At 66.8% G+C, this 24509-nt stretch carries 22 protein-coding genes; 13 read left to right on the top strand and 9 right to left on the bottom strand.

What is annotated here, in order from left to right:
- The first annotated feature begins 77 nt into the window (after positions 1-77).
- The gene (gene coq7 / locus F468_RS0109855) at positions 78-716 is read left to right on the top strand and encodes a 2-polyprenyl-3-methyl-6-methoxy-1,4-benzoquinone monooxygenase (RefSeq protein WP_018995061.1); all 639 of its coding nucleotides are present in this window, start codon (positions 78-80) and stop codon (positions 714-716) included.
- Positions 717-738: 22 nt separating this feature from the next.
- On the opposite strand, the gene F468_RS0109850 is transcribed toward coq7, so the two are convergent.
- From F468_RS0109850 to F468_RS0109840, 3 genes are read right to left on the bottom strand one after another with little or no spacing between them, the layout of a single operon-like run.
- Positions 739-2910, bottom strand: a complete 2172-nt coding sequence (locus F468_RS0109850) for an HAD-IIB family hydrolase (protein WP_018995060.1) — start codon at positions 2908-2910, stop codon at positions 739-741.
- Between the two features lie 13 nt (positions 2911-2923).
- Positions 2924-4321 carry a glycoside hydrolase 100 family protein gene (locus F468_RS0109845; RefSeq protein WP_018995059.1) on the bottom strand — a complete coding sequence of 466 codons (1398 nt, stop codon included), beginning with the start codon at positions 4319-4321 and terminating at the stop codon, positions 2924-2926.
- A gap of 58 nt (positions 4322-4379) precedes the next feature.
- The gene (locus F468_RS0109840) at positions 4380-5456 is read right to left on the bottom strand and encodes an EAL domain-containing protein (RefSeq protein ID WP_018138902.1); all 1077 of its coding nucleotides are present in this window, start codon (positions 5454-5456) and stop codon (positions 4380-4382) included.
- A gap of 105 nt (positions 5457-5561) precedes the next feature.
- Here F468_RS0109840 and msrB point away from each other — a divergent pair, with 105 nt between their 5' ends.
- Complete coding sequence (gene msrB, locus F468_RS0109835; RefSeq protein WP_018995058.1) at positions 5562-5957, top strand: peptide-methionine (R)-S-oxide reductase MsrB; 396 nt, start codon at positions 5562-5564, stop codon at positions 5955-5957.
- 31 nt (positions 5958-5988) lie between these two features.
- Complete coding sequence (locus F468_RS0109830) at positions 5989-7200, top strand: MFS transporter (RefSeq protein WP_018995057.1); 1212 nt, start codon at positions 5989-5991, stop codon at positions 7198-7200.
- Positions 7201-8120: 920 nt separating this feature from the next.
- Here F468_RS0109830 and F468_RS0109825 read toward each other — a convergent pair.
- The 4 genes from F468_RS0109825 to gshA form a co-directional block, all read right to left on the bottom strand.
- Positions 8121-11279 carry an efflux RND transporter permease subunit gene (locus F468_RS0109825; protein WP_018995056.1) on the bottom strand — a complete coding sequence of 1053 codons (3159 nt, stop codon included), beginning with the start codon at positions 11277-11279 and terminating at the stop codon, positions 8121-8123.
- A complete protein-coding gene (locus tag F468_RS0109820; RefSeq protein WP_018649105.1) occupies positions 11276-12391 on the bottom strand; it encodes an efflux RND transporter periplasmic adaptor subunit in 1116 nt (371 codons plus the stop codon). The genes F468_RS0109825 and F468_RS0109820 overlap by 4 nt, the downstream gene beginning before the upstream one ends.
- Positions 12392-12467: 76 nt before the next feature.
- A complete protein-coding gene (locus tag F468_RS0109815) occupies positions 12468-13484 on the bottom strand; it encodes a glutathione S-transferase family protein (RefSeq protein ID WP_018995055.1) in 1017 nt (338 codons plus the stop codon).
- A 138-nt stretch (positions 13485-13622) separates the two neighbouring features.
- Positions 13623-15209, bottom strand: coding sequence for a glutamate--cysteine ligase (gene gshA, locus F468_RS0109810; protein WP_018995054.1), 1587 nt, complete (start codon positions 15207-15209; stop codon positions 13623-13625).
- A gap of 147 nt (positions 15210-15356) precedes the next feature.
- On the opposite strand from gshA, the gene budA reads away from it, so the two are divergent.
- The 8 genes from budA to F468_RS0109770 all read left to right on the top strand — a co-directional run bounded on the left by budA (position 15357) and on the right by F468_RS0109770 (position 22156).
- On the top strand, positions 15357-16169 hold the full coding sequence (gene budA / locus F468_RS0109805; RefSeq protein ID WP_018138895.1) for an acetolactate decarboxylase: 813 nt from the start codon (positions 15357-15359) through the stop codon (positions 16167-16169).
- A 78-nt stretch (positions 16170-16247) separates the two neighbouring features.
- The gene (locus tag F468_RS0109800) at positions 16248-16646 is read left to right on the top strand and encodes a hypothetical protein (protein ID WP_018138894.1); all 399 of its coding nucleotides are present in this window, start codon (positions 16248-16250) and stop codon (positions 16644-16646) included.
- Positions 16647-16746: 100 nt separating this feature from the next.
- Positions 16747-17619 (top strand): helix-turn-helix domain-containing protein, encoded by an 873-nt coding sequence (locus F468_RS0109795; protein WP_018995053.1) that lies wholly within the window; start codon positions 16747-16749, stop codon positions 17617-17619.
- A gap of 189 nt (positions 17620-17808) precedes the next feature.
- On the top strand, positions 17809-18897 hold the full coding sequence (locus tag F468_RS0109790; protein WP_018995052.1) for a class I SAM-dependent methyltransferase: 1089 nt from the start codon (positions 17809-17811) through the stop codon (positions 18895-18897).
- Between the two features lie 21 nt (positions 18898-18918).
- A complete protein-coding gene (locus F468_RS0109785) occupies positions 18919-19281 on the top strand; it encodes a group 1 truncated hemoglobin (RefSeq protein ID WP_018138891.1) in 363 nt (120 codons plus the stop codon).
- Positions 19282-19300: 19 nt separating this feature from the next.
- Positions 19301-19783, top strand: a complete 483-nt coding sequence (locus F468_RS0109780; RefSeq protein ID WP_018995051.1) for a DUF302 domain-containing protein — start codon at positions 19301-19303, stop codon at positions 19781-19783.
- A 171-nt stretch (positions 19784-19954) separates the two neighbouring features.
- Entirely contained in the window at positions 19955-20374 is a 420-nt protein-coding gene (locus F468_RS0109775; RefSeq protein ID WP_018995050.1) for a hypothetical protein, read from the top strand.
- A gap of 96 nt (positions 20375-20470) precedes the next feature.
- Positions 20471-22156, top strand: coding sequence for an alpha/beta-hydrolase family protein (locus F468_RS0109770; protein WP_018995049.1), 1686 nt, complete (start codon positions 20471-20473; stop codon positions 22154-22156).
- Here the strand turns inward: F468_RS0109770 and F468_RS0109765 are convergent.
- Together F468_RS0109765 and F468_RS0109760 are read right to left on the bottom strand one after the other, a co-directional pair.
- Complete coding sequence (locus F468_RS0109765) at positions 22153-22569, bottom strand: ABZJ_00895 family protein (RefSeq protein ID WP_018137916.1); 417 nt, start codon at positions 22567-22569, stop codon at positions 22153-22155. The two genes, F468_RS0109770 and F468_RS0109765, sit on opposite strands and share 4 nt — an antisense overlap.
- Before the next feature lie 90 nt (positions 22570-22659).
- Positions 22660-23022 carry a hypothetical protein gene (locus F468_RS0109760; RefSeq protein ID WP_018993225.1) on the bottom strand — a complete coding sequence of 121 codons (363 nt, stop codon included), beginning with the start codon at positions 23020-23022 and terminating at the stop codon, positions 22660-22662.
- Between the two features lie 211 nt (positions 23023-23233).
- Here F468_RS0109760 and F468_RS0109755 point away from each other — a divergent pair, with 211 nt between their 5' ends.
- Both F468_RS0109755 and fliL read left to right on the top strand, forming a co-directional pair.
- Positions 23234-24070: a zinc-dependent peptidase gene (locus F468_RS0109755; protein WP_018137914.1), complete on the top strand. Its 837-nt coding sequence runs from the start codon at positions 23234-23236 to the stop codon at positions 24068-24070.
- Positions 24067-24465 (top strand): flagellar basal body-associated protein FliL, encoded by a 399-nt coding sequence (fliL, locus tag F468_RS0109750; RefSeq protein ID WP_018137913.1) that lies wholly within the window; start codon positions 24067-24069, stop codon positions 24463-24465. Before F468_RS0109755 ends, fliL begins: the two co-directional genes overlap by 4 nt.
- Positions 24466-24509: the final 44 nt, after the last annotated feature.

Here is a 24509-nt window from a genome sequence, read left to right as displayed (position 1 = left end):
CGCAATCGCTTGCGTTACGCTAGGGAAACACTGATCAGTGTTTCCCTGGAACCATTCCCTGCGAAACAGGCACCACCATGCGCAAACTCAGCCCCCTGGATCACCTGATCGGCCAGGCCGATGCCTTCGTCAAGGTCGTGGCCGGCCACGCCCGCTCCACCGGCCGTCCGTCGCCCGGGGGCGACGACTGGCCGCACCTGGAAGAGGAAGACCGCCAGCTGTCGACGCGCCTGATGCGGGTCAACCATGCCGGCGAGCTTGCCGCCCAGGGTCTGTACCAGGGGCAGATGCTGACCGCGCGCAATCCACAGATCCGCGAGCACCTGGACCAGGCCTCACGCGAGGAAGGCGACCACCTGCACTGGTGCGCGCAGCGTGTGCACGAACTGGGCGGCCACACCAGCCTGCTGGGGCCGTTCTGGTACATCGGATCATTCGGGCTCGGCGCCGTGGCGGGCCTGGCGGGGGATGCCTGGAGCCTGGGCTTTGTCGACGAGACCGAGCGTCAGGTCGAGCGCCACCTGGACCGCCACCTGGAGCGCTTGCCGAAGAGCGACGAGACCTCCGCCCGTATCCTCGAGCAGATGAAGCAGGACGAGGTGGAACACGGGGCGCATGCGATGGCGCTGGGCGGCAAGCCACCCCCCTGGCCGGTACGCAACGTGCTGATGCCGCTCACCTCGACCGTGATGACACGCACCGCCTACTGGATCTGAGACCTGCCCCGGAGGACCGGGGCTATTCGTCGGCCGGGATGTCGCAGCGGTTGGGCAGATCGAAGTGCTCGATGCCCTCGAGGATACCGCGCGCATAGGTCGCGTCAGCAAAGAAGATGCGCTGGAATCCGCGCAGCCCTTCCAGCTCCGGCTGGTGATTCCCGACCACGACCCCGAGCAGCCGCCCGCGCAGCATATCCTCGTCGTTACCGGAGTCCCCGGCCACCAGCACATGTTCGAGCGGGATGCCCCACTTGTCGGACAGGTAGCGCACCGCGAGCCCCTTGGAGGCGCGCACCGGGAGCAGATCCAGATAACGCTTGTGCGAGTAGATCACGCGGGCGTGCAGGTCTTCGCGGTACAGGCGGGTCTCGATGCTCTCGGCATCCAGCTCCCCCGGAGGATCGACGAAAAAGCTCACCTTGAACGCCCGCTGGTCCTCCTTGGGCTGCAGCTCCAGCCCGGGCACCTTCAGCAGGCACTCGCGCAGGCGGTCGGGCTCCCAGCGGTGGCTGATGTGCCGTGCCCAGCCGCGATCCTCGGTCCGCTCCGCCCCGTAGTGGATCTCGCTGCCCACCGAGGTAATCCAGACGTCCGGCGCGGGCACCCCGTGCTCTTCCAGCACGGCCGCGGCGGAATCCAGCCGCCGGCCCGTGGCCACACCGAATACCACCTGCTTGCGGTGGCGCTTGAGCCAGGCGACAAAGGCCCGCGTGGCCTTGTCGTTGCCCAGCAGGGTGTTGTCGATGTCCGTGATCACGGCACGGTCGGCCTTGGCCAGCCGACCGGAGGTCGAGCGCTGTTCGCGCCGTGTCTGGCGCACCTCCTTGCTGAGCGCCTTGACCAGCCTCACGTACTTCTCGGCATGTCCGTCCCAGGAGTAGTGCTGGCGCACGCCCTTCAGGCCCGCACGCGAATAGCGCTGCCAGCGCGGGCGGTCCGCGAGGATGCCCTGGATCGCATCGGCGATCCCTTCCGGGTCCAGCGGGTCGACCAGCAACCCGTTGTGGCAGCGCGAGATGATCTCTTCGGGCCCCCCGTCATTGGTGGCGACGATCGGGGCCCCGCTGGCCGCGGCCTCGATCAGGGTCAGGCCAAACGGCTCGGTCAGCGCTGGATTGACGAACACCCCCTTGCTGGACGCGACCAGGCGGTAGAGGTCCGGCACGTCCTCGGGGCTGTGGTGCTTCGGGTAGGCCACGTGGCCGTAGAGGTCGTGGCGGTCGATGCGCAGCAGCAGGTCCTTCAGTACGTCGCGCGCACCCTTGTCGAGGTCGCGGATGTCATCGCGATTACCGGCCACGATCACCAGATTGGCGTTCTCGCGCAGCCACTCGTTGCCGGCGTAGGCCTCGACCAGGGCGCGGATGTTCTTGCGCTCGTCGGCCCTGGAGAGCGCCATGATCAGCGGGCGATCCGGCTTTTGCAGAAACCGCCGGATCTCGGGCCAGATCGGCGGCTTGCGCTGGCCGCGTTTGGGCGGGTAGAAGCGTTCGAGGTCGGTCCCGGGCGGGATCACCTCCATGCGTTCGGGCTGGTAGTTGTCGTAGGTCGCGTACTGCTCGCCGATCTCCTGGCGAGTGCTGGCAATCACCCGATGGGAATGGGCCAGGGCCTCTTCCTCGGCGTGGATGCGGGTGGCGATGTTATAGCGCGACTCGATGTCGTCGTCGGACATCCCGCCCTCGCGCAGACGCTCGCGCTTGACCCGACCCAGGGAATGCCCGGTCTGGAGCATCGGCGCGCCCAGCAGGTTGGACAGGCGCACCGCCACATGCCCGGCATCGGCGTAGTGCCCGTGAATCACGTCCGGGCGCAGCCCCACCTCGCGGATATGCCCGAGGGCGTTGTCGGCGAAGCAGTCGAGATAGGGCCAGAGCTTTTCCTTGCGCAGGTAGCGTTTGGGTCCGCAATCCAGACGCACAATAAAGGCGCCGTCGCCGAGTGGCTCCTCGCGTTCGGCGTAGTCGTCCGCGACCCGGCTGTCGACAATGCGCCGTGTGAGCAGATCGACCCGCCCCACCTGCGGGTGTCGCGCCAGCGCGCGCGCCAGCTCGACTACGTACAGCGTCTGCCCACCGGTGTCGGCGTCGCGCCCCAGCTCCAGATCCCGCCCCCGCATCAAGCCGTGGACACTGATCAGGACGAGGTACAGGCCCTCCCCATCACGGGCCTTGCTCTGGGTCTTTTTCATGGACGCATATGCCTCATGGCAATTCGGGTTCGGGGCTGTCGAACAGGCTCATGGTCTCGGGGTTGTCGAGCAGGGCCTGTGAAACCAGGACGGCGGTAGCCGACCAGGTCTGCTGATAGTTGGCGCGCCGACCGATCAACCGGCCGTGACGGCCGTCGTAATACTCCGGCCAGTCGTCGCGATGCAGCCGTTCGGCCGCCACTGCATGCACGCTGCGCGCGAGATCCGGGCGCCCGACCCGCAGCGCGGCACCGGTAAACGCCCACAGCAACGCCGGCCAGTTGCCACCATTGTGGTAGGACCATGGCGTGTTCTTGGGGTCGGAGCCGGTCAGCAGGCGCCATTCCTCGCCGCTCATCGCCGGGTAGCAGATCTTCACCGGCATGGTCCCGATCAGGTCCTCGAAGCGCTGCTCGAAGGTCTGCATGATCGAGCGCGACTGGCGCTCGTCGGCCAGCCCGAACAGAACCGCCAGCAGATTGCCGAAGCTGAAGAAGCGAAAATCCATCCGCCCCGGCCCCAGGTTGCCGACCAGATACCCGCTCTCCGAGGGCAGCCAGTCCACCAGCCAGTCAGGGATGCTCTCGGGATAGATGTTCAGCGCATTCTCCGACTCGTGGCCGAAGTGCTCGGTACGGTAGCGGTGGATGTGGTTCAGTCGCTCGAGATCCAGCCAGTAGTAGTGGCGGATGTAATCGGACAGTTGCCGGGTACGGATCGCGGACTGCTCGCAGAGCTGCTCGGAGTCGGTATCGCAGGGTTCCAGCATCGCCAAGGAGGCCTTCAGCATGCCGTAGAACAGCGCCTGAATCTCCAGCGGGTGGCCGAACACGCCCATGCGCCGGTCGATCATGAAGCTGCCGTCCGGCACCAGCAGGGTCGGGAAGACCTCGAAGCGGTCCTGCAGACAGATACTGAGGATCAACCGGATGCCGCGCTGCACATCCTGGCTTTTGATGAAGTCGTGATCTCCGGTGCGGTTCTGATAGGCGCGCAGCAGCAGCACCCACCACATCATCGAATCCACCGGGGCCACGCGGCCGATCGCGCGATCGCCGAAATCGGCCGCCAGCCCCTCGCGACCGTTCTCGTCGGTGAACACGCGAAAGCTCGCCGGCATCACGCGCGGCAGACGGCGGTGACCCTCGATTTCTTCCTGGGTATCGCGGATTTGCAGGATCAGCGACAGGAAGTCGCGCACCACCTCGGGCTCGTCGTTCAGCAGGTAGACGAGCCCGGAGGGCACGAAATCGCGGATAAAGCAGTCCGCGTAGTTGTCCGCAGGCGCGCGGGCATCCAGGCTGGCGACGGTCCCCACCGTACGGCCTTGATAGCGCACCTCGGCATCACGAAGAAGCTGGAAGGCGGACTCCAGCGTCGGGTTTCGGGCATCGGGCGGAAGCTGGTTCATACCCTTGAGTCTAAGGGAGACACGGGTCGGATGTGCACCGCCCCAGAGAAACCACGGTTCAGGCCTCCGGATGCACGGGCATGGGCGGCTCGGCGGCCGGACGGGCGAACAGGTACCCCTGGCAGTAGTCGACCTGGTCCTTGAGCCAGCGCCACTCCTCCACCGTCTCGATGCCCTCGGCGACGGTCTGGATCTCGAGCTCGCGCGCCAGTTCGGTGATCTTGCCGAGAATCTTCTGCTGATAGATATCACCGTCGATGCCACTGACCAGCTGGCGGTCGATCTTCACGTAGTCCGGGCGCAGCTGCGAAAGCATGTTCAGCGAGGCATAACCCGCGCCGAGATCGTCGAGTGCCACCTGGAAACCGGCACGGCGATAGCGATCGACGATGCGCGAGAGGTGATCGACATCGGTCACGTAGTCGCTCTCGATCACCTCGAACACGAAACCGCTCGGACCATCCCCGTCCGGACGCGACAGGATCTCGCGCACCGTCGTCTCCAGACAGAACGCCGGGTCGTAGATCGCCGTGGGGTTGAAGTTGATGAACAGCCGACTCCCGATCCCGCGTTCGGTGGCGCGGCGAATTGCGTTGATCCGCGCCGAGCGGTCGAGATGGAACAGCAGCTCGGCCGCCCGCGCCGTCTTGAACAACTCATTCGGCGGGATCACGTCGCCGGCGGGCGTGCGGGCACGCACCAGCGCCTCGTAGGCGAACACCTCTTCGGGCTGGGCGGCGTGCACGATCGGCTGGAAATGAAAGTCCAGCGAGTCGTTCGCGAGGATCGCCGCCAGATCGCGGGCGTTGTGGCGAGCGATCAGCGTGGACAGCAGGTGGGTGTCCTGCAGATGGGCGAGGCTGAAGGTCTCGTCGCCCGGGACGAAGGTCGCCCGACAACCGGACTGTTCCGCACCACTCAAGGCCTGCTCCAGACGCACCAGGGTGTCACCCAGCCCCCCGTTATTGTCTACCGGCATTGCAAGAATGCCGGAGACGGGTTCGCTGCAGGGGAGTTGTTCCTCCACCATGCGGCTGCGCAAGACTGCGCGGGTATGCGCCAGAACCGGCGCGAGATACAGGGTGCCGGATTCCGCCGGCAGGAGATCGATACGTTCGCAATCCGGGCAACTCACGACCACCTCCAGCGGTCCATCGTATCCAGTCGAGACCCTCCGGGCAGTGCTACGATCCCGGTCATTCTCGGTTTGTACGCACCATAGCACCACCCGGAGGCTGCAATGAATAACCCAGATCATCCCGACGACGACCTGCGCGCACGCCTGACACCCGAGCAGTACCGCATCGCCCGCGAAGGCGGGACCGAGCGCCCATTCACCGGGGCCTATCACGACCACAAGGCGGATGGCGTCTATCACTGCGTAGCCTGCGGTACCGCGCTGTTCGACTCCACCACCAAGTTCGATTCCGGCTCCGGATGGCCCAGCTATACGGCCCCGGCCGCGCCCGACGCCGTGAGCGAGTACCGCGACCGCTCGCTGGGCATGGAACGCACCGAGGTCCGCTGCGCGGGCTGCGACTCGCACCTGGGGCACGTCTTCCCCGATGGCCCACCCCCGACCGGGCTGCGCTACTGCATCAACTCCGCCGTGCTCGATTTTCGCCCCCGCACCTGAGTACGTCGCCACTCCCGTGGAAAGGAATCCCGTGCCCTCTTCGATCACCCCGCGCGAACGCGTGAATGTCCTGCTGCTGGCCACGGCCCAGGCCCTGTTCCTGATCGCCGCGGTCACCGTGATGACGCTGAGCGGGGTGGTCGGGGAGCGCCTGGCCACGGACCCGGCCCTGGCCACCCTGCCGGTCGCCGCGATGATGGTCGGGACCCTGGTCACCACCCTGCCCGCCTCGCTGTTCATGAAGCGCTTCGGGCGGCGCACCGGCTTCCTGCTGGGCACCAGCGTGGGCGGGGTCGGTGGCGCCGCACTGGCGGCGGCCGGGGTCTTCGCGGAGGCCTTCTGGCTGTTCGTGCTCGGCAACCTGCTGCTGGGGGCCTACCAGGCGTTCGCGATGTACTACCGCTTTGCCGCCGCCGACGTGGCCAGCCCCGCCTTTCGCCCGCGAGCGATCTCACTGGTGATGGCCGGCGGGGTCGTGGCCGCCTTCCTCGGCCCGTGGAACGCCCACCATGCCCAGGCCCTGCTGCCGGACACGCCGGAGGCCGGACCCTACCTGGTCCTCGGCGCCCTGGCCCTGCTGGCGATGGCGCTGCTGGCCTGGCTGCGCGTGCCGGCGCCGCCGCCAGAGGAACGCGGGCCCGCCCGGCCGATGGCCGAGATCCTGCCGCAGGGTCGCTTCCTTGTGGCCCTGACCGCGGCCGCGCTGGGCTATGCGGTCATGGTGCTGCTGATGACGGCGACCCCGCTGGCCATGCGCCAGGCGGACTTCGACATGGGTCAGGTCGCACTGGTGATGCAGTGGCACGTGCTGGGGATGTTCGCGCCTTCGTTTGTGACCGGCCACCTGATCACCCGCCTTGGGATCACACGCATCCTGGCGCTCGGCAATGCGCTGGTGCTGTTCAGCGTGGCGGTTGCCGCGCACGGGGAGACGCTGGGGCATTTCTGGCTGGCGCTGTTCCTGCTGGGGGTCGGCTGGAACTTCCTGTTCATTGGCGGCAGTACGCTGCTGACGACCACGCATACCGCCACCGAGAAGGGCAAGGTCCAGGGTGTGAACGACCTGACCATCTTCACGCTGGTCACGGCCGGCTCGCTGCTGGCTGGCGCACTGCTGCGACCACTGGGCTGGGACGGCCTGAACCTGGCCATGCTGCCGGTCGTCGCGCTGCTGACCATCGCCGTCGCCTGGCTCTGGTTCGACGACACCCGCGCCTCATCCGCCCCACGCGCCGAACCCTGATTTCCCGTTGCCGGGCCGCCTGTCTTGTTGTGGCTGGCTCTGGTTCGGCATCCGGTGTTTACGGTGGCTTCGGGCCGCCGCCTGCCATGCGCTGTCTCGCCAGCGCACCGCGCCCGTTGTTGATCAAAAACGGGCTTCTTTGCTCGTGCAAAGAAGTATCCAAGAAACACGCCCGACTGCCGCGACCCCGGCCCGCTATGCGGGCCGGGGTTTCCCTCGCTCCGAGGCTTTTCGCGGGCGGCGCTGAAACTCGCTGCGCTGTCGCTTCGCTCAGACAGTCAGCGCCTCTCTTCCCGCGAAAACCCTCTCCACTCGGCGCGACGACAACGGGGGGTGAAGGTCTAAACAGCGGCGATCCCCATGTTCGTGCTTCTGGATTGAGGCTGGGTCTTCGGACATCTTCGGCACGCTCGGCCTACGGCCATAGCGTGCCGCGCCCGCAAGCGGGCGCCAAGGGTAGGATGCCGATGAGCGTAGCGAATCGCATCAGGGTTGCCCGGACGCTGGGATGGTGCGTTTCGCTGCGCTCAACCGCCCCCTACGGCGTCGGAGTTGGGCGAAACGTTGGGGAATGGCTCTTGTTTTGACCTTCTCCCCCCGTATGAAGCCCCTTGCGGAAGGGTCCTCGGGACGGACGATTCAAAATAGAAACGGGGGCGCTGACTGTCTGAGCGAAGCCGAAGGCGCAGCGAGTTTCAGCGCCGCCGGCCCGAGGGCCCTGGAGCAAGGTCCCCGGGCGGAATCCGGGTGCCCTTCTTTGGGTACTTTCTTGGGCAAGCAAGAAAGCCCGTTGTTGATCAAAAACGGGCGCGGCGCGCTCGCGAGTGAGCGCTCGGCAGGCGGCCGGACGAAGCCACCGTAAACTCCAGACGACGAACCAGGCCCCGCCCCAGCAGGGCAGGCGGCCCGGCAACGGGAAATCAGGGTTCGGCGCGGGGGGCGGATGAGGCGCGGCCGCCGCGGCGTTCGCCGTCGACGTCGGTGACTTCGGCGTCGAGGTCGTGCAGGCGGCGGGTGGTCGCCAGCGGCGAGGTGGTGCCGCGCGCGACCAGGCTGTAGGCCGCCGGAATCACGAACAGCGTGAACAGCGTGGCAAACAGCACACCCGAGAACACCGCCACCCCGATCACGAAGCGCGTCTCCTCGCCCGGCCCGGAGGCCAGGATCAGCGGAATCGACCCGGCCACGGTGGTCAGCGCGGTCATCAGCACCGGCCGCAAACGCATGCGCGCCGCCTCGACTACGGCAGTGTCGAAGTCGCGCCCGCGGTCGCGCAACTGGTTGGCGAACTCGACAATCAGGATGCCGTTCTTGGCCGCCAGCCCGATCAGCATGACCATCCCGATCTGACTGTAGATGTTCAGGGTCTGGCCAGTCAGGTGTAACCCCAGTAATGCCCCGACCACCGCGAGTGGCACGGTCAGCATGATCACGAACGGGTGCACAAAGCTCTCGAACTGGGCAGCCAGCACCAGGAACACGACCAGCAGTGCCAGCGCAAAGACGAACAGGATCGCCTCGGAGCCCGTGCGCAGGTCCAGCGACTCGCCCTTGTAGTCGATTCCTGCCTCGGCCGGGAGCAGCTCGGCCGCCTTCGCATCCAGGGCATCCAGCGCCTGGCCGAGCGTGATCCCGTCCTGCAGGCCGGCGGTCAGGGTAACAGCGCGGGCTCGGTTATAGCGTTCCAGAGACGAGGGACCGGCAAATTCCTCGTAGGTGACCAGGCTCGACAGCGGCACCATGGAGCCGGCCGCCGAACGCACGTAGAGGTTGTCGATATCCCCGGGGGTGCGGCGCTGGTCGGTCAGGCCCTCAATGATCACGTCATACTCCTCGCCGCGATCGACAAAGGTGGTCACATCGCGCCCCCCGAGCACGATGTCCAGCGTGCGCCCGACGTCGCGCATGGAGACGCCAAGGTCACCGGCCCGGTCGCGGTCCAGGCGCACGTTGATCTGTGGCTGCGTGGGCTCGTAGTCGAGATCCACGCGGGTGAGGCCGTCGATGCCCTCGGCCGCCTCGCGCATAATCTCGCCCCACTCCTCGAGGGTGTCGTAGTCCGGGCCGGAGATCACAAACTGCACGGGTGGACCGATGCGTCCGCGCGAGAGACCCTGGCGCATGACCACGCGCGCCTCGACCCCGGGCATCTCGTCTACAATGCCCCGCACCTCGTCGATCACCTCCTGTCCCGACATGTCTCGGTCGTCCCAGTGCTCGAGGATGGCGATCACAAAGCCATTGTTCATCAGCTCCGAGCCACCAAAACCGCGCGGCGTACGCACCAGGGCCCGGCGAATGGGACCGTCCTCGATCAGGGGCTGGATGCGCGTCTCGATCTCGGCCATCTGACGGCTCATGTAGTCGAAATTGGCCCCCTCCGGGCCGTCGACCATCACGAAGAAGGCACCGCGATCCTCCTGCGGTGCAAACTCCTCGGGCAGGGTGTCGAACAGATACCAGGCGGCCGCGAGCACGAGCGCCAGGATCGGCACGATCAGCCAGGCTCCCTTAAGGCCGGTCTGCAGCGCACGCCCGTAACCGCGTTCCAGGTAGGAAAAGCCGCGACTGATAAAGCGCGCCGCGCCGGTGTCATCGTCGCCCTTGTGCATCAGCCGCCCGGACAGCACGGGCGCGAGGGTGAGCGCGACCAGGCTGGAGAAGAACACGGCGATCGCCATCGCGATCGCAAACTCGGTGAACAGACGCCCGACCGTGCCCTCGAGGAAGGCCAGCGGCACAAACACCGCAATCAGCACCGAGGTGGTCGCGACGATCGCGAAGCCCACCTGCCCGGCGCCACGATAGGCCGCCAGCAGACCGGGCTCGCCACGCTCGATGCGCCGGTGGATGTTCTCCAGCATCACGATGGAGTCATCCACCACCAACCCCACGGCGAGCACCAGCGCCAGCAGGGTCAACAGGTTGACCGAGAACCCGAACAGGTTGATGCCGATAAAGGCCGCCGTGATCGCCACGGGCACCGTCACCGCCGGGATGATGGTCGCCCGCCAGCTCCCCAGGAACAGCCAGATCACGAATACGACCGCCGCCGTCGCCACGGCCAGCGTGATGTAGACCTCGCGGATCGCCCCCTCGATGAACACCGACTCGTCGTAGGTGGTCACCAGCGAGGTACCCTCCGGCAGGCTGTCCTGCAGATCGGCGGCCAGGGCCTTCACCCCGTTGGCGACATCCAGCACGTTTGCATTCGACTGACGGATGATGCCCAGGCCGATCATGTCCTCGCGGTTGCCGCGGAACTCGCTGCGTTCGGTGTCGGCGCCGATGTTCACCTCGGCGACGTCGCTCAGCCGCACCAGCTGCCCTTCCTCGCCACGCTTGAGCACGAGGTTGGAGAAGTCTTCCGGGGTGCGGTACTGGCGATCGACCCGCACCGTGAACTCGCGCTCGACCGACTCCAGACGCCCGGCCGGGAGCTCGACGTTCTCCTGTTCCAGGGCATCGGCGATGTCCGTTACGGTCAGCTCGCGCGCAGCCAGGGCCTCGCGGTCCACCCAGATCCGCATCGCATAGCTGCGCGCACCGCCGCGGCGCACCAGCGCGACACCATCCACCACCGAGATGCGGTCGATCAGGTGACGCTCCGCGTAGTCCGCCAGCTCCAGCTGATCCATCGTGGTACTGGACAGGTTCAGCCAGAGGATCGGGTTGGCGTCGGCATCCGCCTTGGTGACCTCCGGCGGGTCAATATCCTCGGGCAGGTCGCGCATCGCGCGGCTGACGGCCTCGCGCACGTCGTTGGCCGCCGCGTCCAGGTCGCGATTCAGGTTGAATTCGATGGTAATGCGGGACTGGCCGTCCTCGCTGGTGGACTCCACATAGCGGATGCCCTCGATCCCCGCGACCCGGTCTTCCAGCCGCTGGGTCACCTCGCGCTCGATGATGTCGCCGCTGGCGCCTGGGTAGACGGTGTCGATCGTGACCACGGGCGGGTCCACGTCGGGGTATTCACGTAGCGGCAGGTTGTCGTAGGCGATCAGGCCGAAGGTAATCAGCAGCAGGTTGAAGACAATCGCCAGGACCGGACGGCGATTGGCGACATCCGAGATAATCATTGCGCGTCACCGGCCTCGCCGGTTTCCAGGAACTCGGGCACGCGCGGCGGCAGCACGCGCACGGACTGCCCGTCCCGCACTCGGGACACGCCCTCGGAGACGACCACATCCCCGGTTTCCAGCCCGGACAGGATCTCGGCAAAGCCCGGCATGCGACGCCCAATGCGGATCCGTACGCGCTCTACCGTACCGTCCTCCAGATGGCGGAAGGTGAAGTGCTGATCGGCCACCTGTTGAACCGCGCCCTCGGGGATGGCGACCCGTTCGACCGGATCCAGCGCCAGGCGAATATTGACCAGCATCCCCGGGCGCAGGATGAAGTCGGGGTTGTCCACCGTCGCGCGCACCGTCAGCGTCCGGGTCGACACATCGAGGCGGTTGCTCACCGCCGAGACCTGTCCCTCGAACACCCCGATCGCGCTGCGACCATAGACCGTGCTACCCAGCGGGATCGCGGCCGCGTGCCGCTCGGGGACCGCGAAATCGACCCTCACCCGCTCGATATCATCCAGCTCCGCGATCGGGGTACCGGGGCTCACCAGCGAACCGGGACTCACCTGGCGCAGGCCCAGCCGGCCGGAAAATGGGGCGCGGATCGTGCGGTTGGCCACGCGCGCCTCGGCGGCCGCCAGCCGGGCCTCGGCCTCGCTCAGGCGCGAGCGCTGCTGGTCCACCTGCTGCTGTGTCACCACGCCATCGGCCACGCGATCGCGCACACGTTCCAGTTCGCGCTCGGCCTCTTCGACCTGAACACGCGCCTCGCGCAGGGCCGCCTCGGCCTCGTCTGCATCCAGGCGGACCAGGATCTGCCCTGCCTCGACCTCGTCACCATCGTCGAACAGGACCTCGACCACGCGCTCGGTCACGTTCGCGGTGACCAGCACCGATTCGTTGGCGCGAACGGTACCCAGGGACTCGACAATGGTTTCGAAGGTGCGCGGCTGCACGGTTGAGGTCCGCACCGGCGTGCGGCGATCCGCCTCCTCGGGGGCCTCGTCGGCGGCCTGCGCGTCGCCACTGTTCGACTGGAATTCGCCCTCGAGCCCGTACCAGGCAGCCACGCCCAGCGCGAGCACAGCTACCAACCCCAGCAACCAGCCAATCGCCTTCACCCAGCCAACCCCTCGCTAAAAAGCGGGCCCGAGCAAGCCCGGGCCCGCGTAATCCTCGCCAATAGTGTAACGACCGTCACACTTCCGCGGCGTTCCGGAGTTCGGCCGGGAGATCCCCCAGCGGCCGACCGTGCGGCGCACTGTAATCGAACACCGGGCCCTTCGGCACGATGCGGCTGGGGTTCAGCATCGGGTGGCTGCCGTAGTAGTGCGCCTTGATGTGATCCATGCGCACGGTCTCGGCCACGCCGGGGCGCTGGTAGAGCATGCGCAGGTAGGCCGACAGCGCCGGGAAGTCGATGATGCGCTGGCGGTTGCACTTGAAGTGGCTGTAGTAGACCGGATCAAAGCGCACCAGGGTGGTAAACAGTCGCCAGTCGGCCTCGGTGATCCGGTCGCCCACCAGGAACGGCTGGCGTGCCAGACGCTCTTCCAACCAGTCCAGGGTCTCGAACAGGCGGTCCCAGGCGGCATCGTAGGCCTTCTGGGAGGTTGCGAAACCCGAGCGGTAGACGCCGTTGTTCACATTTTCATAGACGCGATCGTTGACCGCGTGGATCTCCTCGCGCAGGTCCTCCGGGTAGAAATCCAGCGTATTGCCGGTGATGCCGTCGAAGGCGCTGTTGAACATGCGCACCAGGTCTTCCGACTCGTTGTTCACGATCCGGTCGGTCTGGGTGTCGAACAGCACCGGCACGGTCACGATGCCCGTGTACTTCGGATCGATGCGGGTGTAGAGCTCGTGCATGTAGCGGGAGCCGTGCACGCGGTCGCCGGTGCAGCCGTCGCAGTCATCGAAGGACCAGCCGGCGTCGCCCATGTAGTGATGCACCACCGACAGCCCGATGTGCGACTCCAGACCCTTGAGCTTGCGCAGGATCAGCGCGCGATGCGCCCAGGGGCAGGCATAGGAGACGTACAGGTGGTAGCGCCCGGACTCGGCCGGGTAGCCGCCCTCGCCCAGCGGGCCCGCGGAGCCGTCGGCGGTCACGTAGTTGCGGTATTGCTGGTCCTGGCGCACGAACTCTCCGTTCTCGTCGGACTCCTCTTCCAGCCAGCCCTCGCGCAGTTCGCCGTTGATCAGAAGACTCATGGGGTTCCCTCTGTAGCGGTCCAGTCGCCACGGTTACGGATGATGGCTTCGATTATCATGTCGATAAATTCGAAGATAAATCGCGTTGTTTCCGCTTGAAGATTCGAGAATATCGAATCAACAACCAAACACTGAGGTTCAGGAGGCGCGCAGCGTGCCGTCGAAGTAGCGGGCAAGGAAGGTATCGAAGTCCAGGGTATCGGCCGCCTCGATCGCGGCCTGCTCCGCCAGGCTCTGGCGCGCCAGGGCCTCCAGCGTCTCGGCGCGCGGCAGCGGACCGTTGAAGCGAAACGCCTCGCGGTGCTGCGCGGACAGACGGCTGGCGTAGCGGTAGAAGCCCTCCTCGCGCGCCATCATGTCCTCCAGCATGCGCGCCGAGGGAGTCAGATCGGCCTGCTCGACCTTGCCCCACTGCTCGCTTAGCGCACGGCGGTACGGGTCGCCCGGCAGTTCCTGGTCAAGGATTGCGGCGACCGGGCGCATCAGGGCCAGCAGTTCGCGCGCCCAGTCCTGCAGCGCGACCTCGCCGCCGGGGCGACGCAGTGCAAGCCCCGGGCGGCGGCCATAGTGCGCCACATCGAGCAGGTTGGCATCGATCGCGTCCAGCTCACCCGCCTCCAGCTGTGGGCTCGGCTGCAGCAGGCAGGCCAGGGCGAACACCTCCAGAAAGCGCAGCTGGGTCTCGTCCACCCCCAGCGGGTGCTGGGCGTTGATGTCCACCGAGCGCAGTTCGACGTACTCGATCCCGCGCGCCTCCAGCGCATCGGTGGGCTTCTCGAAGCGCTCCAGCGGCTGCTTCGGGCGCACCGTGGAGTAATACTCGTTCTCGATCTGCAGGATGTTGGCGTTCAGCTGGCGATACTCGCCATCGACCTTCACGCCGATGCGCTCCCACTCGGGACTGGGCGTGTTGATCGCGCAGCGCAGCGAGTCGACGTAACCGCCAAGGGAGTTGTAGTCCGCCTTGATGCCGGTGTCCGCCTCCTTGCGGTTGGTGTACCCGATGTCGCCCATGCGCAGGCTGGTCGCATGCGGGAGGTAGGAGGTGTCGTCGTCGAAGTCCTCGAGCACCGCGCCGTGGCCCTCGAGGAAGGAATTGCACACCGCCGGCGAGGCCCCGAACAGATACGGCACCAGCCAGCCGAAGCGCAGCAGGTTGCGGATCATGCCCATCATGCGCTCGTCGCGGAACGCGCGGTCGTCCTGTTCGCCCAGCACCTGCGCGAGCGCCGGCCAGAACTCGGGGCGCGGGGAATAGTTGAAGTGCACCCCGGCGATCACCTGCATTTTGCGCCCGTAGCGGTGCCCCAGCCCGATGCGATAAACGGTCTTCATGCGTCCGGCGTTGGACGTGCCGTACTGCGCGACCGGGATCGCGTTGTCGTCGGCGGTCACGCAGGGCATGGAAGTGGACCACAGGGTCTCGTCGCCGACATTGGCGGCGGCGAAGGCCTGCAGGTCGTGCAGGAAACCCAGCGTCTCGCGCACATCGTCGAACGGCGGGGTGACCAGCTCCAGCAGGGCCTCGGAGTAGTCGGTCGTGATATTCGGGTGGGTCAGCGCCGAACCCAGTGCCGCCGGGTGTGGGGTCAGGGCCGGCGAGCCCTGCGGGCCGACGCGCAGGGTCTCCTTCTCCAGGCCAATGCGCCCGTGCAGGCCAGTGCCCGCCAGGCGCTCCGCCAGCTGCGCGACCAGTCCCTGCAGATTGCGTTCGTCGGTTCCCACTGGGCTGCGTTTCCTGCCTGTCTGCAAACCCGGCGAACATACCGGAATGCGCCCCCGGGGTCACATGCAACCGGCACGGGGTTGCGGGAAGCCCAGCGCCCGCGCAACCTTGCCGGCAACCGTTTGCGCTGACCGGAAGCCACCGAGATGTCCAGTAACGATTTACCCGATGACCTGATGGAACGCTTGAGCGCCCGTGCCCGCCGCGAAGGCCAGGACCCGCAGGCCCTGATAGAGCGCTGGCTGGAGACGCCGGCGACCGCCGCCAGCCTGCATGTCTCGGCCCCGGTGAACGCCCTGGTCGAGGGGCTTTATCGCGAGGACACGACGATCGCCGACATCCTCGATCGCGGCGATTTCGGGCTGGGGACCTTCAACGACCTCGACGGCGAGATGGTGGTCCTGGATGGCGAGGTCTTCCAGCTGCGCTCGGACGGCCGCGCCTACGCGGTCAGCCCGGAGACACGCACGCCCTTCGCCTGCGTCACGCGCTTTCGCCCGTGGAGCGAGGAAACCATCGACACCCCGATGGACTACGACGGGCTGCTCGCCCTGTTCAACCGCCTGATCCCGTCGCACAACATGGTCTACGCGATCCGGCTGGATGGCGTGTTCGATTACGTGCGCACCCGCTCGGTCCCGCGCCAGGACGCCTACCGGCCGCTGGTGGAGGTTGCCCGCGAGCAGCCAGAGTACGAATTCGAGGGCATTGAGGGTTCGATGGCCGGCTTCTGGACCCCCGAGTTCATGCAGTCAGTTGCGGTGCCCGGCTACCACCTGCATTTCGTGGACGCCGACCGCCGCTGCGGCGGTCACCTGCTGGAGGCCCGTCCGCGATCCATCCGCATCGCCCTGCAACACCTCCCGCGCGTGGACCTGGGCCTGCCCATGACACTGGACTATCTGACCGCGGACCTGTCGCGGGACACATCCGAGGATCTGAACGAGGCCGAACACTGACCTGACCGTTCATACGCGCCTTTGCCTGCGCCCGCGCTGCATATTAGTCTTTTCTTATTTTTGGTAATCGGAGCGCCCGTGGACCAGGAAAGACAACGCCGCAGCTGGGACGAGATCGTGGTGGATGCCCTGCGCACGCCCGCCGCCTGGCTGTTTCTGCTCGGGCTGGCAGCGGGCGCCGGGATAGTGCACTGGGGCGTCGAGCCGGGGCCGCCCGAAGGGGTCCTGATGGTCACCCTGCACAATGACAGCGAGGTCCCCATCCGCGCGGTTCACTTCGACTTCGGGCACGACCTGTCCGAGTCGTCGCTGCGCGAGGGCGAGATCGGCCCCGGAGAACGCCGCCGTGTGGCCCTGAACCACCCGCCCGGGGCCGGTTTCAACGTGGAGATCCGCTACGCCGACGGCCATGAACAGGAGTTCTGCGCCAACCGCGGCGTGGAGGGCCGGGAGCAGGAAGTCCGGGTCTATCGCTGACATCCCCGTCACGGTCATCCCGTGACAAGTGGATCGACGGCTCGCCATGGCCTATAAGCCAGGTTGCGGGGTGCAGACGATGCCACAACGATCGACCAGTATGCTCGACTTCTTTGCGCGGGGGCACGACGCGCCGTTCCTGCAGGAGGTCCGCGCGCGGGGAAACCCGCCGATCCCGATGATCGAGAACGCCCACCCGCCGGGGCGCATGAGCACGCCGCCAGTGCGCGAGCTGATGATCAGCGACACCTGCGGGGCACCCTTTCGCTTTCGTTGCGACATCGGCGCCGGGGCTTTTTCCGGCTGGGCAGACCCGAAGGAGTTCGTGGTGATCCCACCGAACGTTCCTACTTACTGCCAGATGCACGACCCTGCCAGGATGCGTTTTGTCGGTATACCCGCGGGACTCGCCCGCGCCTGCCTGGAACGCGCCCCCGATGACCCGCTGGACTTTGGCCCCCTTCATACCCGCACACAGGCCGACCCGCTGGTGAGTCAGGCCCTGGCGGCGCTGTGGCAGGAGATGGGGCGGCAGGACCCGGCCGCACGTCTGTTCGTGGAAAGCATGATCGCGGTGCTGGTCGTGCGCCTCGCCCGCCTCGCGGATCAGCACCAGGAACTGGCGTCGCGCCGAGCGGGTCTCGCGCCGCACCAGTCGGCACGGGTCATCGAATACATGCGCGGCCATCTGGATCACCGCGTCACACTGGGCGACCTGGCCGCCCTGACCGGTCTGTCACCCTGGCACTTCGCGCGCGCCTTTCGCGAGACGCATGGCCTGCCACCACATCGGTACCTCACGCGCCTGCGCCTGGAGCGGGCCCGCGACCTGCTGGTCCGCACCCCCCTGAGCGTTACCGAGATCGCCAGCGCCACCGGGTACTCGTCGCAGCAGCTGGCGCGACACTTCCGCCGCGCCTTCGGTGTTGCCCCGGCGGCCTACCGGCGCATCCACGCGGGCAGCGCCGCATAGGGCCACACGGTTTTTTCGAGCCTTCCTCGCTCGACCCGCACCCGCCTCGGGGTGGCCGGCCAGCGGCGGACGCCCCCGGCGGGACATTTGCCGCAAGAAAGCGCCGCCCGGCGCAAGTTTCTGACAGCGCAGGGCGCCCCCGCCCCCTAGGCTCGAGACAAAGCCATCCGCCACCCCCGAGGCCGGCCCATGTCTTCTGCCTCGCAAACCAGCGCAACGCCACGGACTGCCGAGGCCTTCGGCGAGCACCTGATCGAGGTCCTCAACCACGGCGCGGTGTGCCTGATGCTTTCGGTCGGACACCGCACCGGGCTGTTCGACCAAATGCGCGACCGACCCGCCGCGACTGCGGAGGCGATCGCCACGGCCGCGGGTCTTAACCCGCGCTACGTGCGCGAATGGCTGGGCGCGATGGCCACCGGCGGCTTCGTCACCGTGGAGCCGGAGGGCCCGCGCTTCGCCCTGCCCCCGGCACACGCCGCCTGCCTGACCCGGGCCGCCGCGGCTGACAACCTGGCCGTGTTCGCCCAGTACATCGGCCTGCTGGGCGGCGTGGAGGACCAGATCGTGAACGCCTTCCATACCGGCGAAGGCGTCGGATACGAACACTATGCCCGCTTCCACGAGGTGATGGCCGAGGACAGCGGCCAGTCCGTCCTGTCGTCGCTGGAAAGCGACATCCTGCCGCTGGTGCCGGGCCTGACCGACCACCTCGAACGCGGCATCCGCGTACTGGATGTCGGCTGCGGCAGGGGCCGTATCCTCAACCGGCTGGCGACGCTCTACCCGCGCAGCGAGTTCACGGGGCTCGACCTGTCGGCAGAGGCCATCGAGCAGGCCCGTGCCGAGACGCAGACCCTCGGGCTGGACAACGCGGTGTTCATTGAGGCGGACGCCGCGACGCTCGATCGCCACGTGCCGGCACGCCAGTTCGAGCTGATTACCACCTTCGACGCCATCCACGACCAGGCCGACCCGCTGGCCACCCTGGAGGGCATCCACCGCGCACTCGCGCCCGAAGGGATCTACCTGATGCAGGACATCCGCGGTTCCGGCGCGATCCGCGACGATCTCGATCATCCCCTGGGCCCCTTTCTCTACACCGTGTCCTGCATGCACTGCATGCCGGTATCACTCGCCCAGGGCGGCCCGGGACTGGGCGCGATGTGGGGCGAGCCCCGGGCCCGCGAATACCTGACGCGCGCCGGCTTTCACGACATCCAGGTCCATCAACTGGCCCATGACCCGCAGAACAACTGGTACGTGGCCACCCGATAACCCCCGCGAGGAGGATTCATCATGACCGACACAAGTCTCTACGAACGCCTGGGCGGCGAGACGCGCATCCGCGAACTCGCCACGACCATCTTCGACAAGCACACGCAGAACGCCACCATCCGCAACCGCTACGCCAACACGGATCGCGATGACGTGATTCGCCTGGTGACCGAATTTATCTGCAACGGCACCGGCGGCCCGCAGGCCTACAGCGGACGCGACATGCTGACCACCCATCGCGGCATGAACATCAGCGAAGAGGAATTCGTCGCGGTGGTCGACGACATCGTCGAGGCCCTGGACGAACATGGGGTCGGCCAGCGCGAGAAGGAAGAACTGCTGATGATCTCCTGGTCGCTAAAGCCCGAGATCGTGCGGGTCTGACATCCCGGAGGAACGAACCATGAAGACCTATTCACCCTTCACAGGCCTTGCGCTGTCGGTCGCAGTCGCCGCGACCCTGGCCCTGACCGCCCCGGCGATTGCCGCCGAACCCGACGACCACTTCATCATTCGCGACACCGAACAATCCCGCGAGGAACTGGCGCGGACCGTCCGCGAGTTTGCCGAGAACGAGGAGGACTGGATCTTTCTGGCCGAGTTTGGCCTGGCCGGTGGCGACATCACGGCCCTGAAGGTCTGCTATCTGCCCCTGGGGCCCGACATCCTGGATGCCGGGATGCACGTCGGCGCGATGATGCCCTGCGGCCATATCGGGCTGTACGAGGAAGACGACGTCACCAAGCTGTCCATACTGCACCCGAAATTCATGACCACACTACAGCCGCACCCGAGCCTGGAGCGGGCAGTGGAACGCGCCGAACCGGCCTTCGAGGCACTGCTGGACCACACCCTGGGCCCGCGCCCGCAAGGCAATGCGCCGTAGCCGCACACCAGCAATCCGCGGCGGGGTGGCCCACGCCTGGCCGCGAGCACGGGTCTCCGGACAGAGACCGTCCGGAGACCCGCCAGCCGGAATGCCCCTTGAGGAGATGCCGGTTTGATTGCGCAAACCGCCTGTCACAGAACCGTCACTTTCGCGTTGTATGCTGGCGCGATGACGCACTCACGTTCTCGCCACTGGGCCGGGGCCGGCGCCGACCTCTGGCTTCTGCTGCAGGCGGTCGACGGAGTGGAAAAGGCACAGCGCCTGGCCCGGGTCGCCGGCTGGGTGCTGGCGCTGGCCGGTGCGGTCGTCGTCGCACTCGGCCTGCTGATGCAGCACACCCCGACGATGATGGAGGGAACACTGGTCGCACTGCTGGCCGTCATCGGCGGTTGGCTGCGCAGTCGCATCGCCGCCACGCTCCTGATGCTGCTGATGGCGCTCGGGCTGGCCACCGGCCTGGCGGCCGGGGCGGCGACAGGGGGCCTGTTGGTGCAGGTGGCCCTGTTCGGCGTGGCCCTGCGCATGGTCGAAGCGGCCTTTCGCTTTCGCCAGCGACATGCTTTCGCGCAGCGCCAGAACGGTCAGTAGTTCTCGGAGCAAACGGGGCTTCGTCACGGAGACTTGAACCCGTCTCGCGGGCCAGACAGGATGAAGCTTTCCACCCGCGAAGGAACCGCATACGCGATGTCGGTCGTCGCCCGTCTGCAAACCCGCCTGCGGCGCTTCATCTGGCCCGGCTGGGCCACACGTGTCCTGGGGTCGCTGTCGATCCCGGGGCTGATCCTGGCCACGCTGTTTTTCGCCGCCTCGCTGACCCCGAGTCTGATCCCGCGTACCGACGACGTGCAGGGCGTCCTGTCCGGGCTGTCGCTGGCCGCGGGCTACGGGCTGGGCGTGTTTTTCCACTGGCTGTGGTCCTACCTGGAGCTGCCCGAGCCCAGCGAGCGCGTGCACAACACACTGGTGCTGATCGCCGGAGGCGGGGCCGCACTGATCGTGCTGATGTTTCTGTGGCAGGCCACCGAGTGGCAGAACACCATCCGCGAGTTGATGGATCAGGAGCCGGTGGACGGAGGCTTCCCGGTCCGCCTGGGGCTGATCGCCGCGGCCGTGTTCGCCGCGACCCTAGCTGTCGGGCGACTGTTCCAGTTGCTGGTGCGGTTTCTCGCGCAGCACCTGCGGCGCTTCATCCCGCGCCGGCTGTCGAACGTGATCGGCGTGGTGGCGGCCGCGGCAGTATTCTGGGCCGTGATCGACGGCGTCGTCCTGGAATACGGCCTGCGCACCGCCGATCGCAGCTTCCAGCAGTTCGACGTACGCGAGTACCCCGGGGCCGAGCAACCGACCAACCCCGCCCGCACAGGCAGTGCCGAATCGCTGGTCTCCTGGGAAGAGGGCCTGGGTCGCCAGGGCCAGCGCTTCATCGGCGACGCCCCGGTCGCGGCCGACATCGCGGACTTCACCGGTGAAGAGGCCTTTGACCCGATTCGGGTATACGTCGGACTGAATGCGGCCGAGGAAATCGAGGAACGGGCCCGCCTGGCCCTGCAGGAGCTATTGCGGGTGGACGCTTTCGACCGTTCGGTCCTGATCCTGGCCACTCCCACCGGGCGCGGCTGGGTGGACAACCGCGCGATCGCGCCGGTGGAATACCTGCATAACGGCGACATCGCAACCGTCGCCGTGCAGTACTCCTACCTGCCGAGCTGGCTGTCGCTGATGTCGGAGTCCCAGTACGGTCACGAGACGGCCCAGGCCGTGTTTGCGGAGATCTACAGCTACTGGAAACAGCTCCCCGCGGATGCACGTCCGGAGCTGTACCTCTATGGCCTGAGCCTGGGCGCACTGAACTCCGAACGCGCGGCGGACCTCTACGACGTGATCGGCGACCCGTTCAACGGTGCCCTGTGGGCGGGGCCGCCCTTCCGCAGCGAGACCTGGCGCGACATCACGCGCCAGCGCCAGCCGGATTCCCCGGCCTGGCTACCGCGTTTTCGCGACAGCTCGGTGGTGCGCTTCACCAATCAGCAAAACCACCTCGACATCCCCGGCGCCTCCTGGGGCCCGATGCGCATCGTCTACCTGCAGTACGCAAGCGACCCGATCACCTTCTTCGAGCCACAGGCGCTGTACCGCAAACCCGAATGGATGCAGTCGCCACGTGGCCCGGATGTCTCGCCGGACCTGACCTGGTACCCGGTGGTCACCATGCTGCAGCTGGCCGTGGACGTGGCCATCGGCGATGCCGCACCGCGCGGCTACGGACATGTCTATGCCACCGAGCACTACATCGACAGCTGGCAGGCGGTGACAGCCACGGAGTGGTCGGAAGACGAGCTCCAGTGGCTGAAGCGCCACCTGGCCGACTAGTCGGAAGCCCCCTGTGGAATCAGGCCGCGCTTGCGGAGATTGCGGCCGGTGATGCTGACCGCGCCCGCCACGCATCCCGCGTACAACAGCGCAACAACACCCAAAATTCCGAGGAACACGGGGTCCAGTGCGTTGCCTTCGGCCCATACCAGCAGAAATGCAACGGGAAGTTGCGTACCCAAGAGCACGGCCACCATCACCGCAATCACCCGCCACTTCTCGGAGCGCGACAGATAGCGCCCGTTCCTGCGCCCGAAGGCCTCGCACGGCCACATGACCGCCAGCATGAGTATCGCAATGCCAAGTGGCGTACCGAGCTCCTCCAGCTCGAAATACGCAATCACCACCATTGCCGCAATCGACAGCGAGAAATAAAGCAGTACAAACCGCGTCAGCAGATTCTTGATGGACATGATCCCCTCCCTGGGTGTGCGTTGGCCGCACCATCCTGTGCGGCCCGAATGACATCTGAAATACTCTGGCCCCGCGATCAGGGCGCGTTGCTACCTCTCGGTAAACTCGGCGTCCTCGATGAGCACGGGATAGGTATAGCCCGCGCCGAAGTCACGCTCCAGCACCAGCGTCCCCGTCACCGAAACGCGGTCGCCGACCTCCGGCAACTCGGTGGATGTAATCGTGATGTAGTCACCCTCGTTGCCGGTTCCGTCCACGAAGTGGATGAAGTTCACCCCCATGATGTCCTCGTTGACCCGGCCGACGATGCCCTCCAGGCGCACCGATTCACCCTCGAGTTCGGCCGGCGCCTGACTCAGCTGCGCGACCGTATGGACCTCATCCGCGGCCACAAAGGGCACCCACAGGGCCGCCACCAGCAGCCCCGCCACGATTCCTGCTTGCTTGCGCATCCACTCCACTCCATCGCTTGCCTGTGGCAGCCACACGGGCCGCCCGAACGATTGATTCTGGCACAGAACATCCCTTTCACGTCACACCGCCGCCCGCAGCGGACAGGAAGCCCGATACCTTCGATAGCCGCCAGCCGCCCTGCCCCTCCCCCGGGCCACGCCGAATCCGTCCACGCGGCACCCCGCACATAAAACGTGCGACGATGTCGGCATGCACGACACGCCCCATTATCCGTTGCGCGGCCTGCTCAAGCGGCTGATCGAGCCCTTTGCGACTGGCCATAGCGGCCGTGTGCCGCTCGGCCCCGATGAATGGGAGACCCTGCGCCGCCAGGTTCCGTTCATCGCGACGCTCACGCCCGAGGAGACCGAACGCCTGAAGGGGCTGGTCGAAGAGCTGTTGGGCACCCGCGAGTTTGTGGGCATCGAGTCCGAGCCGACCCCCGGCCAGTGCCGCATGATCGCGGCCTACGCGGCACTACCGGTCCTGGAGCTGGGGCTCGCCCCCTATCGCGACTGGCGCACACTGGTGCTGTATCCGGACACCTTCGTGCCGGAGCACGAATGGGTGGACGAGGACGGCATCGTGCATCAGGGGGCCATGCCACAGTCCGGCGAGGCCTGGGAGCGCGGGCCCGTCATCCTGTCCTGGGCCGATGTCGTTCGCGATGGTGCCGTGGTGGTGCACGAGATGACCCACGTTCTGGATGCCGGTAACGGCGACGTGAACGGCTTTCCGCCACTCGCGCGCGATCACTCGGCCGAGGACTGGACCCGCGACTTCACCGCGGCCTACGAGGCGTTTGTCGAGGCCGTGGAGAACGACACCCCGGAAGACCAGCTGCCGCTGGATCCGTACGCCGCGACCGCGCCGGAGGAATTCCTGGCCGTGGCCGCAGAGGCCTTCTTCTTCGAGCCGCAAGGGCTGCGCGAGGCCCTGCCGGCGGTCTATGATCATCTGGCCCGATATTATCGCCAGGAACCACACCGTCGCGCGGCGGCCATCGCCACGCAAGGGACCCACTTGCCACACGAGATCTCCGCATGAAGACCCTGTCGCCAAGCCTTTTCCTGCTCGCCATGCTTTGGTGGATGATCCCCGGCAGCGCTGTCGCTGTCGATGACCTCGACAGCCGCTACGTGACCCTGGAACCCGTGGTGGTCAACATGGAATCCTCCGACCGCGCCCGTTACCTGCAGGCCAAGATTCAACTCGAGGCTGCGGAGATGGGTGACGCCCGCGAGATTCGTGGACATATTCCGGCCGTGCGCGACCGGCTCATTCGCATCCTGGGAGGGCGCTCACCCGACAGCCTGCGCGGCAGCGCGGCCCGCGAGGACTTGCGCCAGGAGGCGATGGAAGAGCTCAACGAGCTGCTGGAGGAACTGACCGGCGCCCCGCGCATCGAGGCCCTGTACTTCTCGGACTTCATCCGCCAGTAGTAACGCGCGCCACCGGCCAAACAAAGGAGACCCCGGCAGCCAAG

Source organism: Thioalkalivibrio sp. ALJ2 (assembly GCF_000378325.1).
In the GTDB taxonomy this organism is placed as follows: domain Bacteria; phylum Pseudomonadota; class Gammaproteobacteria; order Ectothiorhodospirales; family Ectothiorhodospiraceae; genus Thioalkalivibrio.
The sequence above is the reverse complement of the archived record's forward strand: the minus strand, read 5'-3'. Positions and strand labels throughout refer to the sequence as shown.

Coding starts and splice junctions, on each gene's coding strand:
- F468_RS0109790 (WP_018995052.1), top strand. CDS start 17,809: ATGTCTTCTGCCTCGCAAACCAGCGCAACGCCACGGACTGCCGAGGCC.
- F468_RS0109850 (WP_018995060.1), bottom strand. CDS start 2,910: ATGAAAAAGACCCAGAGCAAGGCCCGTGATGGGGAGGGCCTGTACCTC.
- fliL (WP_018137913.1), top strand. CDS start 24,067: ATGAAGACCCTGTCGCCAAGCCTTTTCCTGCTCGCCATGCTTTGGTGG.
- budA (WP_018138895.1), top strand. CDS start 15,357: ATGTCCAGTAACGATTTACCCGATGACCTGATGGAACGCTTGAGCGCC.
- F468_RS0109765 (WP_018137916.1), bottom strand. CDS start 22,569: ATGTCCATCAAGAATCTGCTGACGCGGTTTGTACTGCTTTATTTCTCG.
- F468_RS0109760 (WP_018993225.1), bottom strand. CDS start 23,022: ATGCGCAAGCAAGCAGGAATCGTGGCGGGGCTGCTGGTGGCGGCCCTG.
- F468_RS0109845 (WP_018995059.1), bottom strand. CDS start 4,321: ATGAACCAGCTTCCGCCCGATGCCCGAAACCCGACGCTGGAGTCCGCC.
- F468_RS0109795 (WP_018995053.1), top strand. CDS start 16,747: ATGCTCGACTTCTTTGCGCGGGGGCACGACGCGCCGTTCCTGCAGGAG.
- F468_RS0109770 (WP_018995049.1), top strand. CDS start 20,471: ATGTCGGTCGTCGCCCGTCTGCAAACCCGCCTGCGGCGCTTCATCTGG.
- F468_RS0109785 (WP_018138891.1), top strand. CDS start 18,919: ATGACCGACACAAGTCTCTACGAACGCCTGGGCGGCGAGACGCGCATC.
- F468_RS0109825 (WP_018995056.1), bottom strand. CDS start 11,279: ATGATTATCTCGGATGTCGCCAATCGCCGTCCGGTCCTGGCGATTGTC.
- F468_RS0109775 (WP_018995050.1), top strand. CDS start 19,955: ATGACGCACTCACGTTCTCGCCACTGGGCCGGGGCCGGCGCCGACCTC.
- F468_RS0109815 (WP_018995055.1), bottom strand. CDS start 13,484: ATGAGTCTTCTGATCAACGGCGAACTGCGCGAGGGCTGGCTGGAAGAG.
- msrB (WP_018995058.1), top strand. CDS start 5,562: ATGAATAACCCAGATCATCCCGACGACGACCTGCGCGCACGCCTGACA.
- F468_RS0109755 (WP_018137914.1), top strand. CDS start 23,234: ATGCACGACACGCCCCATTATCCGTTGCGCGGCCTGCTCAAGCGGCTG.
- coq7 (WP_018995061.1), top strand. CDS start 78: ATGCGCAAACTCAGCCCCCTGGATCACCTGATCGGCCAGGCCGATGCC.
- F468_RS0109780 (WP_018995051.1), top strand. CDS start 19,301: ATGAAGACCTATTCACCCTTCACAGGCCTTGCGCTGTCGGTCGCAGTC.